Here is a 14,964-nt window from a genome sequence, read left to right on the forward strand (position 1 = left end):
TTAAGGTCGCGCAGATCAGGATTTAGGTCCTATGACAGACGAAAACGGACCCCCCTGATGCCAGTTCTACCAATCCCAATGATTACTGCCCTGCTGCTTTCGGGCTTTCTTTTACATCGCTTTCTGACCCGCAAAACCCATCCCACGCTTTTGGTCCTCATCGGATGCTGCGCAGCACAAAGTGCGGTTATCGCGCTTGTGCAATATTATGGCTTTACGGGTCTCAGGGTCGTTCAGCCCATTCTTGCGACTGTAATTGCCGCATCCGCGTGGCTGTCCTTTCGTCAGGCCTCGGTGGGTTATCTGCGCAGACAGGACTTGTATTTGCATGCGGTAGGTCCGGCCCTTGCGATAAGTTTTCTGGCAACCCAACCCGAAGCGCTGGACGTGTTGATCCCCTTTCTCTTTGCGGCATACGGTATCGCCATCGCGTTTATGCTCTTGCGCGGCGAAGATTGTTTGCCCCATAGCCGCTTAGAAAACGGGCGCATGATTGTTTGGGTTTGGCGTGTTCTGGCCATCGCTTTGATCGCCTCAGCAGGCAGCGACATATTCATTGCAGTCCGCCTTGCATCAGGAGACACCGAGGTCTTGCTCTGGCTGCCAAGCCTGTTTTCCGCAATCACATTGCTCATATTAGGGGCGCTCAGCCTATCGCATGCAATCGAAAGCCAGAGCATTGGTTCTGACACGCGCGATGCGTATTCCAAGCAAGATAAAACCCGTGACACCGCTATTGTCGAAAAGCTCGACGCCTATATGGAAACACATAAGCCATATCTCGATCCCGATCTCACACTGGCCCGGTTGGCCCGAAAATTGCAGGTTCCAGAAAAGCAGCTTTCAAGCGCAATCAACAAAGGCAAAAGCGAGAATGTGTCTCGCTACATCAATAGGCATCGGATTTCTCACGCTTGCGCCGTAATGAAGACTGGAAAATCGGTGACCGAGGCGATGCTGGCCAGCGGGTTTAACACCAAGTCGAACTTCAACCGCGAGTTCTTAAGGGTGATCGGCGTCAATCCGCGTCGCTGGTTGAGGTGTCTTGTGGAAGTGCCCGATGAAAGGGTCAAAACCTAAGACGTTCCGGTGCACCAAGCATCCTTGCCACAGCTACCGAACCTTGATTTAGGACATCGGCGTCAGAGCCGTGAAAGCCGTCAAACAGTGAGAATCCGATCTCTATTCTGTTTTCTGTCAGCTTGATTATATTACTATCAGGAAAAACTGATGCTATGGTAATCCGAATTGAATTGGGTATTGCGCAGGGCCTGCTTGCAGAACCGGTTTGGACACGTGTAGCAAGACGTTGAAAGAATGAAATTGAAAAAACGCGACAAAGAAATGGCAGCAAACCTGACGCAGGACCCACATTCCGTTCGTTCGGGTGACAGAGAGAAAGTTCTTGAAGTTGCCATCGGCCGCGAGGTTCGTGCCTTTCGCAAACAGCAGAACATAACGGTCGCAGAGCTGGCCCAGTTGACCGGCCTGTCGATTGGCATGCTGTCCAAGATCGAAAACGGAAATACGTCGCCGTCATTGACGACTCTGCAATCGCTGGCGGATGCGCTTTCGGTTCCTTTGACAAGCTTTTTCCGACAGTTTGAAGAACGCCGCGAGGCGGTTCATACAAAAGCAGGAGAAGGCGTCGAACTGGAGCGTGAAGGAACACGTGCGAACCATCAGTATAACCTGTTGGGACATATTGGTGCCAACGGATCCGGCGTGATCGTAGAACCGTATCTGATTACCCTGACCGCTGAATCAGATGTGTTCCCAACTTTCCAACATGGCGGGATCGAAACGATTTACATGCTGGACGGTGAGGTGGATTACCGCCACGGGGACCAGATTTACCCGCTAAAACCCGGCGATACCCTGTTCTTTGATGCAGATGCTCCGCATGGGCCCGAACGGCTTGTCAGTCTGCCGGCGCGGTATATATCAGTTATCAGCTATCCGCAGACAAACTGATCGGTTTGCGCAATAAGAAATCTGTGGGTCTGTCATAGCCTTCGCGACTGCCCGTGCTTACGATCGTGAACCCCAGCCTCGAAAATACGCGATGGTTCTCAGTAAGTTCCACGCGTGTTTCCAGTTCCAGCGCAGGTAAGCCAAGCTCTGCTGCACGGCGTGCAGCATGATGCACTAGCCTGCGGCCGATACCCTGACCCCGCAATCCATCCTTCACCGCAAGCTTTCCAAGGTACAAACTGTCGGGCTTGGGCGTCAGAAACATACACGCGAAAAGTGGCCGCCCAACGGCCCAGATTTCGCCGCCACCCTGACAATGCGCCTGCATTCCTTCCACGTTCAGACTATGGATAGAAGACGGAGGGTCGATCCGGGCATCCATGTACTGAAATGACGCGCGAAGCAGCGCAAGCACGTCATACAAAGCAAAATCGTCACTCGAGATGAGCCAAGGCGCTTCGACCGGATCAATCATATGAGTTGAGAAATTTCGCAAGTCTCGCTTACTTAGACAAAGGTGGTTCCGTTTCCAAATCCGGCCAGATCCCCGGAGACGTGGGCAACCCGTCGTCAAACTGGCTGAGATAGTCCAACATCATGGGGCGGTTATCGATGAACCCTTTATAGGTTGCCAGCTCGACCGGCAGGTCCCGGATGACCCGATGCAGACGACGGCCCCATTTGGGAACGGTCATCAGGTCCTGAAAACTACACAGGTAGCAGCGGATCGGGAATACCAGGGCGTTGGATCGCGGTAGACGGAAAAAGGTTTGCAACTCGACCCGCAGATACTGTTTGTGCGCTATGTTTTCAGGTGTCAGCGTCGTCTTCTGGATACCCCATTTGTGATAGTTTTCCGGGCTGGTATCCAGCAGCGGATTCACTGTCATAGTCCAATTCAGACGCCGTGCCGGGGCACCCTGTTGAATGTTCAGCAGGAATTTCAGGGCGCGTTGGAAAATGCCCATTTCATGGGCTTTGGGAACCGGCGCGTGCCATTCGAAAAAGTTCATTCCGATGTCAAAATCCAGGCTCCAATCCGCTTGGGTCGTCACCATTCCCGCGTCCATCCACAGCATCTCGTCACGCTGATCCAGCACGGCGAAATCACCCTGTGCCTGACGGGTGATGTATTCCATCGGCCCGTACGGAAGCGTGGTTTCGTCCATGAAGGTAAAGCTGTGATCAATGCCCATCGGTTTGTTGACCCAGCGCCACTGGTTCCCATTGCGATGCAGTTCGAACAGATCGGGATAGTCTTCGGATTTGCTGACCATGATCAGCTCCAGCAAGTCCCAACCGGCCAAAGTCATATGCGGCAGTGACTGGCAGCGCAGCGGGTCCTGATCCAATACCATGGCGCGGTCTTTCATCTCGGACACATAGTGTTCGTCGACGTCAAACCGCATCTCGTAGACCGATCCTTTGGGCCCGCCGCGATGCTGTTCCATGTTGACCGAATACATATAGCTGTCTTCGTGAAACGGAAACGGAAAGCGTTTGATCGCCCAGTCCGAGTTGTGAAACGTATAGTCGTCGCGGAAGGATTCTTCGTTGAATTGAATGGTCATGTTGGGCCTCCTCTCAACGGTCCAGCACGAGGGACTTGCCCTCGAAACGCGATACACAGGGCATGATTTTCTTGCCCGCAGCCTTTTCTTCGCCGGTCAGCCAGTGATCGCGGTGAACGAAATTACCTTCATGGTCGAGCACAACGGTTTCGCACTGACCGCAGGCCCCACCGCGGCACAGATATGGTGCGTCCACGCCTTCACGTTCGATGGCCTCCAGCAGGCTTTCGTTTTCACCCACATGAATGACCTTATCCGATGCCGCCAAGCGCACCTCGAACGGTTTGCCGGGCTGAGGCGCCAGGAACTCTTCGTAGTGCACGCAATCTTCGGGCCAGCCTTCGGCGGCAGCCGTGTTTCGGACCCAGTCGATCATGCCCTTTGGACCACACACATACACATGCGTTCCCAGGGGTTGCCCGCTGAGTAGATTTTTCAGATCAATCGCCTGGCTCTGATCGTCATAGTACAGATGGGTTTCGTTCGGATGTCTGTCTGTCAGTTGCTCAGCATAAGATGCCAAGGCAGTGTTTCGGCACGCGTAATGCAACTCCCAATGCCCGTGCAGCAATTCCAACTGTTTAATCTGTGCCAGAAACGGGGTGATCCCGATGCCACCGGCCAGAAACAGATGCTTGCGGGCGCGCAAGTCCAGTGAAAACAAGTTGACCGGATAGCTGATGGTCATCTCGTCGCCCAGCTTGACCTGGCGGTGCATGAACAGCGAACCACCCCTGCCCTCATCATCGCGTCGAACCGAAATTGTATAAGATGACTGATCAAACGGATCTGACATCAACGAATAGGGGTTAAGCCGTGTAATGGCACCATCCTGCATTTCGACCACAGTATGTGCCCCGCCCGAAAAGGTTGGTAATGGCGCGCCGTCGATACGTTCGAACCTGAACCGCGTCACCAATTCGTTCAGCGGAGTGATCTCGGTCACCTTGACTTGAATTTTCTCAGCACCGCTCATTCGTAAATCCCCTTCGACTCGGGCACATTACCATGATCCTCGGCGTCGATACGGACGCCCTGATAGGCGGCAAGACGGCGGGAGTAGTGATCGCGCACAAACAGGTTTAGGCCGCAATGTGAACAGACAAACGGGTCAATCTCGACGTCTTCGGTGATGCCTTTGCAATGCACGCATTGCATCCGACGGGCGACCGATCCGCGATGTTCGGTCTGGATCGCCGTGTGTGGCAGACCCACAGCCATCACTTCATTCATGGCCTGCCCCATCATGCCTTCGGTGCCGGTCAGGTAGACCTGCAATCCCATATGCGCGTCCTCCAGAACCCTGCGAATGCGCGGCAGAGACGCCTCGAAAGACGGGCCTTCATAGAACTGAGCAGGGTTCAATGCCCTTATCTTTTCCGCGAAATCCGTGCCTTTCGGGATATAGATCAGATGGGTTTTGGCCATCAGGTCAGGTGTTGCGATGTCGAGAATGGCTTCGGCCCCTTGGGCCTCGGCTATCATGAGATGATGTTCGCCCTGGCGAACCTCTAGCGCGCCCCAGACCGGGCGGCTTGCGATTGACTTGGGAAATTCGAACTTTGACATTGTGCCCTCAATAGGAAAAGGGCGCCACGGTGTGTCCGTCGCGCCCCCTGAAACTCAGCCCTTTGCGGTTCTGATCGATTTGTCCTGATCGTAGAACGGCATCTCTTCCGCAGTTGCCGTTATTTCTGTCCCATCGCCGTTGCGCACCGTCAGCTTGGTGCCGGGTGATGCACATGCGACCGGCATCCGCGCGATACCCACATTGTGACCATTGATATCAGAATACATGCCGAAGGTGACAACGCCGACTTTCTCGCCGTTTTGCAGCAGATCCGCGCCTTCATCCGCCGGCGTCGTGCCGTTCAGTTTGACGCCATAGATCTTGAACCGCTCTTTGCCTTGCGATGCATAGTGGTTCTCGGCGCCGATAAAGCCGGTTTTTCCAGGTGAGACAGTGAAATCCAGGCCCAGTTCCCACAGTGTATCGCCGCAGGTATCGCCATCGAACGGATAGGTTTCGGAATTGTCGCCGGGGTAAAACAGCAGGTAGCTTTCGGTGCGCAACAGGTCGAGCGTCGAGAACTGGACCGGGACGATGCCCATATCCTTGCCATCAGCCAGAATGCTGTCCCACAAGTGAACGGCGTGCTTGGCCTGACAGAATATCTCATACCCGCGCTCGCCGGTATATCCGGTCCGCGAAATCATCACCGGGCAGCCATAGAGTTTGGTCTGCATGATGCCGAAATAGGCCAGATCCCGAATTCCGGGGATGTGCTTGGCCAGGAAATCAACAGCCACTGGTCCCTGCAGCGACATGTCATGCATGTCGTCATCAAAAATGACCGAGCAGTTCTTGCCTGCCGCCACCGATGTCAACTGCTCCATGCCTGTGCCGGTGCCGTGCACAACAAGCCATGTGTTCACTGACAAGCGATAGATGATGCAATCGTCAACGAATTTGCCTTCGGCATTCAGGATCGAGGCATAGGTCGAACGACCCGGCATGATCTTTTCGACGTTCCGCGTGGTGACCCGATCAATGACATAGGCTGCATCTTCGCCGACCACGTGAACCTTTTTCAGGCCGGAAACATCCATGAGGCCAGCTTTGGTTCGAATTGCCTCATAGTCAGCTTTGGCGCGCTCTGGGCTGTGGTCATAGAACCATGCGGTTCCCATGCCGTTCCAGTCCTCAAGTTCGCCGCCGATCTCGGCATGGCGCTGCGCAAGGGCGGACGTCCTCCAAAGAATGGCCATGGTTCAGCTCTCCCGTTGATTGCTTTTTGTTGCCCATATTGAGGCCGATGTTGAGTTGAAAATCAACACTTGTGTGCAGAATTTTTTCCTGTTGGGAATATTTGCCTGCAATTTTTGCACCCTAAGAACATTTGGGAATATTGATATTTCTTTTCTTTATCTGTGGCTTAGTGCGGTTTTGGACGTGTGAGGACATACATCATGCACAGACCTTAAAGATGTTTGCCCCACATATCTATTGACAGGTCGCCAATGAGATTGTCCCCTTAGTATATAATTATTCCCAGCAGGAAATGCTTCGCAGAAAGACCTCCTGCTGCAACAACAGGGAGACTACGAAGTGGATGGCAATCTAAATGCACTTACGACGGTCTTTACCGAGTTTTATTACTGGGTAACGGTCGTCTTCATGTTCCTCATCCATGTGGGCTTTTGCATGTACGAAGTCGGCGCCAGCCGGGCCCGTAACCATATGCACACATTGATGAAAAACATCATGATCATCCCGCTGGTGACGGTCACGTTCTTCTTCTTTGGATGGTGGATCTACTGGGCGTTCCCGAACTTTCCGTTCTGGGGCGGTCTCGACACCGAAGCAGGTGCCGCAAATCTACCGTGGGCGAACACAATGGCAACCAATTTGGACGACAGAATCACAGGGGTCTTCTGGGCCGCGTTCCTTCTGTTCTCGTGGACAGCCGCCTCGATCGTTTCTGGTTCAGTGATCGAACGGATCAGGTCATCGGCTTTGTGGGTCCATGCAGTCATGATCGGGTCCGTCTGGTGGATCATCGACGCTGCTTGGGGCTGGCACTATGGTGGCTGGATGGTGCGTATCTTGGGGTATCACGATGCTTATGCGTCAGGCGTTATCCATGCAATCGCAGGTGGTTACGCACTTGGTGTGATCATGGTACTGGGTCCACGACTTGGCAAGTTTGCCAAGGATGGAACGCCGCGGGATATTCCTCCGCATAATCCATGGTTGCTGACCATCGGAATTTTCCTGATCTATACCGGGTTCTGGGGCTTCTATGCCGCCTGTAACGTTCCGGTAATCTCGCCCGAGGTTATCGACGGTCAGATCGTTGGCGCCACCTGGACTGCAACCAACATCTATCTGGCTCCGACCACGCTGTCGGCGATTACCTTTAACTTCCTGATGTCGCTGTCGGGTGGGTTGATGGCAGCCTATGTCGTCTCGAAGGGGGATGCCTTCTGGACCTTCTCGGGCGGTCTGGCCGGAATCATCACCGCGTCTGCTGGAAACGATTTGTATCACCCGATCCAAGCGATGATCATTGCCGCAATCGGCGTCGTGATCGTCTATAATCTGCACTACTGGGTAGAGCGTCGGTTCAAGCTGGACGATGCCGTTGGTGCCGTTGCCGTGCATGGCTATGCAGGTGTCGTCGGGCTGGTCATCGCGGGCTTTGTCCTGTGGGGCGTGCCTTCGTCACCATATGAAGGTTATGCAACCATCAACCCGATCGGTCAGATCACGGGTGCGGTCATCATGTTCTTTGTCCTTGGGTTCCTGCCAGGCTGGGCTCTGGCGAAAATGCAATCCGCTGCCGGCGTACTGCGCATCCCGGAAGAAGTTGAACTTCAGGGTCTCGATTACGCTGAACACCATGCCTATGAGGACGCCAAAGCTGCCATTATCGAAGCCGATAAAGAAGAACTGGCCGCCCGTGGCGTAGCAGTGAAATGAGGGAGTAAGATATGTCTACGAATGGTTATACAAACTGGGCCGTGGATCTGGCCGAAGTCGGGCCGGTCTATCCCTTCCAAGGTTACGAAGTTCTAATGGTCATCATTGGTGTCGTCTTCTGGGTTGGCTGGCATCGCATCCAATTCGTCCGCGAAGCTGAGCACCTGGAAAAGGCGCGCCATACCGGTGACGAAGAAAAGGTGAAAGCACAGTTGGAGCGATATTGATCCAGCCTTGAATGCTTGCAATGGGCGCGAAAAACACAGGTCGCGCCCATTGCCTCTTAGGAAAAAAACTTTCCTATGATTATTGATGTCCCACTGATTTGTTGGTACCGTCGAATCATAATGAAACACATAAGGAGATCTGCCAGCCATGTGCGGAATTGTTGGATTATTCCTCAAAGACCAGTCTCTTGCGCCCCAACTGGGCAATATGCTGACAGACATGCTGATCACGATGACAGATCGTGGCCCCGATAGTGCCGGTATTGCAATCTACGGCTCTGAGTCCGATGGCAAAACCAAGATTACAGTTCAGTCCCCCAACCCCGAAACGGACTTTGTCGATCTGGCTGATGAGCTAGGCAAAAGACTTGGCGTGACGGTTGGTCAGGCAGACAATGATACACATGCCGTCTTGGAAATTCCCGCCCGTCAGTTCGAAGCCGCGCGCGCCGCGCTGGCTGAAATCCGGCCGACGGTTCGTATCATGAGTCGTGGCGAAAGCCTCGAAATCTACAAGGAAGTTGGCCTGCCCAAGGATGTTGCAGACCGCTTCAGCCTTAGCGGCATGAGCGGCACTCATGGCATTGGACACACACGCATGGCGACGGAATCCGCCGTGACAACAATGGGCGCACATCCGTTCAACACGGGGTCCGATCAATGTCTGGTTCACAACGGGTCGCTGTCCAACCACAACTCGTTGCGCCGCAAGTTGCGCCGCGAAGGCGTTACCATCCAGACAGAGAACGACACCGAAGTTGGTGCCGCATACCTGACCTGGAAAATGATGAATGGCGCCACTTTAGGGGAAGCTCTGGAATCCAGCATTGATGATCTGGACGGGTTTTTCACCTTTGTAGTAGGGACCAAAGACGGGTTTGGCGTCGTACGTGACCCAATCGCTTGCAAGCCTGCAGTGATGGCAGAAACAGATCAATATGTTGCCTTTGGCAGCGAATACCGCGCCTTGGTGAACCTGCCAGGAATCGAAGACGCCCGAGTTTGGGAACCTGAACCGGCCACCGTATATTTCTGGTCGCACAACGACAGTCCCACAACCCACGAAAAGGCCGCCTGAAATGCAGACCTATGATTTAGAGGCAGACGGACTGCGTGGATTGAACTCGTCCCTGCAGGAGCAAAACGCCGAGACCAACCAAACCAGCTGGGAAATTGTAAATCCAAAAGGCAGCCATGCGATTGCTGTCGGACTGGACGCGCCGATCGAAGTGACGGTCAAGGGGTCTACCGGATACTATTGTGCCGGCATGAACCAACAGGCGACCATCAAGGTTCAAGGCTCAGTTGGTCCGGGTGTGGCTGAGAATATGATGTCCGGCCAAGTCATCGTCGATGGCGACGCCAGCCAGTATGCCGGGGCCACAGGCCATGGTGGGTTGCTGGTCATCAAGGGTAACGCAAGCTCGCGCTGCGGTATTTCGATGAAAGGTATCGACATCGTGGTGCATGGCAATATCGGCCACATGTCCGCCTTCATGGCACAGGCAGGAAATCTGGTCGTCTGCGGAGATGCGGGCGATGCGCTGGGGGATTCACTCTACGAGGCACGGCTGTTCGTGCGTGGTTCGGTCAAAAGCCTCGGTGCTGATTGCATCGAGAAAGAAATGCGCCCTGAGCATCTGGATATTCTGAGGGATCTGCTGGACCGCGCTGGCAGCGACGCCAAGCCGGAAGAGTTCAAACGCTATGGCTCGGCTCGTCAGCTTTACAATTTCGACATCGACAATTCCGCAGCTTACTGAGGAAGAAGGGTATGAAAGATATGGACGATCAGATCCCCCGCACCCTGCCGATTCAGTCGGCGACATTTACCAATCCGATCAATGCTGAGATCCGTCGCGCCGCTGCGACAGGTATCTATGACATTCGTGGCGGTGGCGCCAAACGGAAAGTTCCTCATTTCGACGATCTACTCTTTCTGGGTGCGTCGGTGTCGCGCTATCCGTTGGAAGGCTATCGGGAACGTTGCGATACCTCAGTAACGTTGGGCACGCGCTTTGCCAAAAAGCCGATCGAGCTGGATATCCCGATCACCATTGCGGGTATGAGCTTTGGCGCGTTGTCCGGTCCGGCGAAAGAAGCTCTGGGCCGCGGCGCATCCGCAGCGGGCACGTCAACCACCACCGGTGATGGCGGCATGACGCCCGAGGAACGTGGCCACTCAACCAAGCTGGTGTATCAATACCTGCCCTCACGCTATGGCATGAATCCCAACGATCTGCGTAAGGCTGATGCGATTGAGATTGTGGTTGGCCAAGGCGCCAAACCCGGCGGGGGCGGCATGTTGTTGGGTCAAAAGATCAGTGACCGTGTGGCCGAGATGCGGACCCTGCCCAAAGGCATTGACCAACGGTCCGCTTGCCGCCATCCAGACTGGACAGGGCCGGACGACCTTGAGATCAAGATCCTCGAACTTCGGGAAATCACTGATTGGCAAGTGCCTATCTATGTGAAAGTTGGCGCCACGCGCCCCTACTACGACACTGCATTGGCAGTGAAAGCCGGGGCGGACGTTGTCGTCATGGATGGCATGCAGGGCGGCACCGCTGCGACGCAGGACGTATTCATTGAACATGTCGGGTTGCCAACACTGTCATGCATCCGCCCTGCCGTTCAGGCATTGCAGGATCTGGGCGTACATCGTGAGGTTCAGTTGGTCATCTCAGGCGGCATTCGCACCGGGGCCGATGTGGCCAAGGCATTGGCACTGGGTGCAGATGCAGTTGCTATTGGCACGGCTGCTCTGGTGGCCCTTGGGGACAACGATCCCAAATGGGAATCCGAATACCAGAAGCTGGGCACAACCACTGGCGCTTATGACGATTGGCACGAAGGTCAGGACCCGGCAGGGATCACCACGCAAGACCCCGACCTGGCTGCGCGTCTTGACCCGGTTGCTGCGGGTCGCAGGCTGCGCAACTACTTGAAGGTGATGGCGCTTGAGGCCCAAACCATCGCGCGTGCATGTGGCCACAATCACCTGCACAATCTCGAACCTGAAGACCTGTGTGCCCTGACAATGGAGGCGGCCGCCATGGCGCGTGTCCCCTTGGCGGGCACCAGTTGGTACCCGGGCAAGGAAGGGTTCTGAACCGATGCTGCGCGGCTCCCTGATGGGGGCCGCGTTTTTGCTTTGAAAAACTAGAATTCAACAGGGAAAGGAAAGCAATCGTGACGACAGATCTCGCAGCTTTCGCAAAAGAAAAAGGCGTCAAATACTTCATGATCTCGTTCACCGACCTGTTCGGTGGACAGAGGGCTAAACTGGTTCCTGCGCAGGCGATTGCCGACATGCAACAAGATGGTGCAGGCTTTGCCGGGTTTGCCACCTGGCTGGATATGACACCGGCTCATCCTGACATGCTGGCAGTTCCAGACCCATCATCGGTCATTCAGCTGCCCTGGAAGCCCGAAGTGGCTTGGGTTGCTGGCAACTGCGTTATGGAAGGCAGCGATGTCGCGCAAGCCCCTCGTAACGTATTGCGCCGCCTGATCGACGAAGCTGCAAGCGAAGGAATGCATGTCAAAACCGGTATCGAAGCCGAGTTCTTCCTGATGACGCCGGACGGAGAACAGATTAGCGATCCTTTCGATACAGCTGAAAAGCCTTGCTATGACCAACAGGCCGTGATGCGCCGGTATGATGTCGTGCGTGAAATCTGTGACTACATGCTGGAACTGGGCTGGGGACCTTATCAGAACGACCACGAGGACGCCAACGGCCAGTTCGAGATGAATTGGGAATTTGACGACGTTCTGCGCACTGCTGATAAACACTCTTTCTTCAAGTTCATGACCAAATCGGTTGCTGAAAAACATGGGCTGCGTGCGACATTCATGCCGAAACCGGTGGAAGGCCTGACCGGTAATGGCTGTCATGCGCATATCTCGGTCTGGGATGCGCCAGGCGATGCGGCCAAGACCAACGTGTTTGCAGGCGAGGGCGACGGCCCGACCGGTGAAGTTGGTCTGGGAGAGCGTGGCAAGCACTTCCTCGGTGGCATCATGAAGCACGCGTCAGCACTGGCCGCGATCACCAACCCCACGGTGAACAGCTACAAACGCATCAACGCGCCGCGGACGATGTCGGGTGCAACATGGGCGCCCAACACCGTGACATGGACGGGCAACAACCGGACTCACATGGTGCGTGTGCCCGGCCCCGGGCGGTTTGAATTGCGTCTGCCGGACGGAGCAACCAACCCCTACCTGCTTCAGGCCGTGATCATTGCGGCTGGACTGTCAGGTATCCGATCCAAAGCAGACCCTGGCAAGCGCTGGGATATCGATATGTATGCCGAAGGCCATAAAGTGCGCGGAGCACCAAAGTTGCCGTTGAACATGCTTGATGCACTGCGCGAATACGACAAAGACAAAGACCTGAAGGGCATGATGGGCGCCGAATTCTCGTCTGCTTTCCTGAAGATGAAGCATCAGGAGTGGAATTCCTTCGTGTCGCATTTCTCGCGCTGGGAAAAGGAAAACACGCTGGATATCTGATCCGGTAAAACTGGAAGACATCGAGGTTGCGGCCTGTGCCGCGGCCTTGTTGTTCATTCACCAACAACGATCACGCCGGGATGTTCTTTTCAGTCAACACGCGCCGGGCGAAGATCGAGGCGCGTCTTTTGCACACATATCGTCAAACGGGGATTCCGTTGAAATTGTGCGCCTTTAAGACGGGAACCCAATCCCCGCATTGCACAGCTGCTTTGGGCAGCCCCTTGGTTGTCTGGGAAATCGGAACCATCCCTGGCTTGCGGCCGAAAAGCAGTCAATCAGGGCATGGGCTAAGGGTGCTGTGCAAAAGATGACACACCTAAACGACGATATCGCGATCGAGCAAATCTTTATGACGTTCAATACTTAAGACCAGCTCCATCTAATCTGAACGGTCGGTTGTTTGACGACTGATTTCGAGACCCTGCAAATAGCCTATTCTGGGACTTCTTGTCCTTCTTCCCTATCCACCTCGATGCGCCAGTCGGGAACGTCGTTAACAAGCATCAATGCCGCACGTCGCAGGGAGGTTCGCATTTTATCCACCGCCGGGCCGCGCAGTTCACAATCTTCCAAAGCGGCGTCAAAGGTTTCCAGCCAAAGCTCTGCATCGGCCTCGCGAATAGGCACATGGGCATGTATTTCCCGTAAATCCATGTGGCCAAATCGTTCCCGGTAATAAGCTCGGCCGCCCAAAAAACCGCTGAGGAACTCGAACTGTGCTTGCCTTGTATGGTTCAATCCGTGACCCCGAAAATGCAGCCGGTGCAAGGAATACACAGCCGGATCGGCCTCCATTCGATCATAAAATTGTTCGACAAGCGCGCGCAGGCTCTCTTCGCCTCCAAGTTGATCCAAAGCCGAGGACATAGTGGATTCTCCGGGTCTCCATTGCCTAATTTATTGCATAACAGGAATATTAGTTTATCAACAGTGACATCTTGGCGCTGTTGATATCTGGGTCCGAACACATGCCAATATGGTCGACACTACAACAATCTTCCCTTACATGAGCGCCCTTGCACTCGGGTTGCTAGCTGCGTTGTGCTGGGGCATTCATGATCTCTCGGTCCGCTATATCAGCCAGTCTGTCAGCGTGGTCGCCTCTTTGATGTTTGTGTTACTCTTTGGTGCCATCCTGCAGATCGGGATGGTTGCAGCCTGGGGCGACATCAACCCCATGTCGGGCAACGCGATGGCTTATGCGATTGCAGCAGGTTTTTTTTACCTCTTGGCCGGGCTCAGCATGTACGAGGCTTTTCATCGGGGGCCCGTGCGATTGGTTGCGCCGCTAGTTGCCAGCTATCCGGTCTTGTCCGTCACCGTCGCAATTTGGCGCGGCTCGACTGTCAGTGCATGGCACTGGTTGGCCGTAATTGCGATCGGCCTCGGAGTATCCATCGTCGCAGCCCGCTCAGACAAAACCGAGACAACCTACCCTGCCCGTGGCCCAACCATTGTCTTGTCTTTGCTGGCCGCAACCGGGTTCGCCGCAGCATTTGCCCTGGGGCAATACGCGGCAGAGATCAGCGACGAATACACCGTGTCTCTAATCGGTCGACTTACGGCAATTCTGGTTCTGGCAGCGATAGCTTTTGCGTCTCGCAAGTCGATCTGGCCCGGCACAAAAGCACTGCCCCTTTTGTGCTTAATGGGTTTACTGGATGCGGTCGCAATTCTCAGTGTGGTCGCGGCCGGTAGGTTGCCCAATGCCCAATATGCATCCGTCGCGGCTTCGGTTTTTGGACTACTGACTGTTGTCCTTGCCTGGGCAATCTTGAAAGAGCGTATGTCACCAAGCCAGTGGCTTGGTTGTGTCGTCGCGTTTGCCGGAATCGGCTATCTCGCGCTCTGAGGACGGCCTTGCGAATTGACGTGCCTGATGGGCTGCAGCCGGGCTGTTTCGCAGGCACTCAATCTCGCCTGAGCGTGGCGGTCCGGATTCACACAACGCTCGTAGTAGGGGGGATCGGAGGGAATTGGTAGGCGACACGCCAATGGATACGATCACCATGCACAAGTTACGACCTAAAAGGTCGCCAATACCTACCTAAATCAGAACGGAAAAAAGAACAGCCGCAGTTTGAACAGCGGCGGCCTCGTTTTAAGCCGTCAGGCCTTCTGGTTCGGGGAGTTTGTTTGCGCGGCATGCGGCGGTCAGGGTGTTGGCCAGCAGGCATGCGATTGT

15 protein-coding genes are annotated in these 14,964 nt (G+C 54.8%); 9 read left to right on the plus strand and 6 right to left on the minus strand.

Features of this window, described 5'->3' with window-relative positions:
- Positions 1-57: 57 nt before the first annotated feature.
- A complete protein-coding gene (locus tag AC2FFB_RS15875; protein WP_496875165.1) occupies positions 58-1,080 on the plus strand; it encodes a helix-turn-helix domain-containing protein in 1,023 nt (340 codons plus the stop codon).
- Between the two features lie 237 nt (positions 1,081-1,317).
- Positions 1,318-1,974 (plus strand): helix-turn-helix domain-containing protein, encoded by a 657-nt coding sequence (locus AC2FFB_RS15880; RefSeq protein ID WP_185956716.1) that lies wholly within the window; start codon positions 1,318-1,320, stop codon positions 1,972-1,974.
- Here the strand turns inward: AC2FFB_RS15880 and AC2FFB_RS15885 are convergent.
- From AC2FFB_RS15885 to AC2FFB_RS15905, 5 genes are read right to left on the minus strand one after another with little or no spacing between them, the layout of a single operon-like run.
- A complete protein-coding gene (locus tag AC2FFB_RS15885; protein WP_496714021.1) occupies positions 1,952-2,449 on the minus strand; it encodes a GNAT family N-acetyltransferase in 498 nt (165 codons plus the stop codon). The two genes, AC2FFB_RS15880 and AC2FFB_RS15885, sit on opposite strands and share 23 nt — an antisense overlap.
- A 28-nt stretch (positions 2,450-2,477) precedes the next feature.
- On the minus strand, positions 2,478-3,545 hold the full coding sequence (locus AC2FFB_RS15890; RefSeq protein ID WP_281973361.1) for a heme-dependent oxidative N-demethylase family protein: 1,068 nt from the start codon (positions 3,543-3,545) through the stop codon (positions 2,478-2,480).
- A 13-nt stretch (positions 3,546-3,558) separates the two neighbouring features.
- Positions 3,559-4,521 carry a PDR/VanB family oxidoreductase gene (locus AC2FFB_RS15895; RefSeq protein WP_281973362.1) on the minus strand — a complete coding sequence of 321 codons (963 nt, stop codon included), beginning with the start codon at positions 4,519-4,521 and terminating at the stop codon, positions 3,559-3,561.
- Positions 4,518-5,114 carry a dimethylamine monooxygenase subunit DmmA family protein gene (locus AC2FFB_RS15900; protein WP_496824017.1) on the minus strand — a complete coding sequence of 199 codons (597 nt, stop codon included), beginning with the start codon at positions 5,112-5,114 and terminating at the stop codon, positions 4,518-4,520. Before AC2FFB_RS15900 ends, AC2FFB_RS15895 begins: the two co-directional genes overlap by 4 nt.
- A gap of 54 nt (positions 5,115-5,168) precedes the next feature.
- Positions 5,169-6,314 (minus strand): aminomethyl transferase family protein, encoded by a 1,146-nt coding sequence (locus AC2FFB_RS15905; RefSeq protein ID WP_496875166.1) that lies wholly within the window; start codon positions 6,312-6,314, stop codon positions 5,169-5,171.
- Positions 6,315-6,654: 340 nt separating this feature from the next.
- Here AC2FFB_RS15905 and AC2FFB_RS15910 point away from each other — a divergent pair, with 340 nt between their 5' ends.
- The 6 genes from AC2FFB_RS15910 to glnT all read left to right on the plus strand — a co-directional run bounded on the left by AC2FFB_RS15910 (position 6,655) and on the right by glnT (position 12,776).
- Positions 6,655-8,028, plus strand: a complete 1,374-nt coding sequence (locus AC2FFB_RS15910) for an ammonium transporter (RefSeq protein WP_142638482.1) — start codon at positions 6,655-6,657, stop codon at positions 8,026-8,028.
- Positions 8,029-8,039: 11 nt separating this feature from the next.
- Positions 8,040-8,255, plus strand: coding sequence for a hypothetical protein (locus AC2FFB_RS15915; protein WP_142638480.1), 216 nt, complete (start codon positions 8,040-8,042; stop codon positions 8,253-8,255).
- 148 nt (positions 8,256-8,403) lie between these two features.
- Entirely contained in the window at positions 8,404-9,333 is a 930-nt protein-coding gene (locus tag AC2FFB_RS15920) for a class II glutamine amidotransferase (protein WP_496824015.1), read from the plus strand.
- A 1-nt stretch (position 9,334) separates the two neighbouring features.
- A complete protein-coding gene (locus AC2FFB_RS15925) occupies positions 9,335-10,018 on the plus strand; it encodes a GltB/FmdC/FwdC-like GXGXG domain-containing protein (protein ID WP_281995750.1) in 684 nt (227 codons plus the stop codon).
- 20 nt (positions 10,019-10,038) lie between these two features.
- On the plus strand, positions 10,039-11,367 hold the full coding sequence (locus AC2FFB_RS15930; RefSeq protein WP_142638687.1) for an FMN-binding glutamate synthase family protein: 1,329 nt from the start codon (positions 10,039-10,041) through the stop codon (positions 11,365-11,367).
- 80 nt (positions 11,368-11,447) lie between these two features.
- Positions 11,448-12,776, plus strand: a complete 1,329-nt coding sequence (glnT, locus tag AC2FFB_RS15935; RefSeq protein WP_142638474.1) for a type III glutamate--ammonia ligase — start codon at positions 11,448-11,450, stop codon at positions 12,774-12,776.
- Between the two features lie 435 nt (positions 12,777-13,211).
- Here glnT and AC2FFB_RS15940 read toward each other — a convergent pair whose 3' ends face one another.
- The gene (locus tag AC2FFB_RS15940; protein WP_281995751.1) at positions 13,212-13,646 is read right to left on the minus strand and encodes a group II truncated hemoglobin; all 435 of its coding nucleotides are present in this window, start codon (positions 13,644-13,646) and stop codon (positions 13,212-13,214) included.
- A 139-nt stretch (positions 13,647-13,785) separates the two neighbouring features.
- On the opposite strand from AC2FFB_RS15940, the gene AC2FFB_RS15945 reads away from it, so the two are divergent.
- On the plus strand, positions 13,786-14,631 hold the full coding sequence (locus AC2FFB_RS15945; protein WP_142638470.1) for an EamA family transporter: 846 nt from the start codon (positions 13,786-13,788) through the stop codon (positions 14,629-14,631).
- The last annotated feature ends 333 nt before the right edge of the window (positions 14,632-14,964 follow it).

The organism is Ruegeria sp. YTSA219 (genome assembly GCF_059609985.1).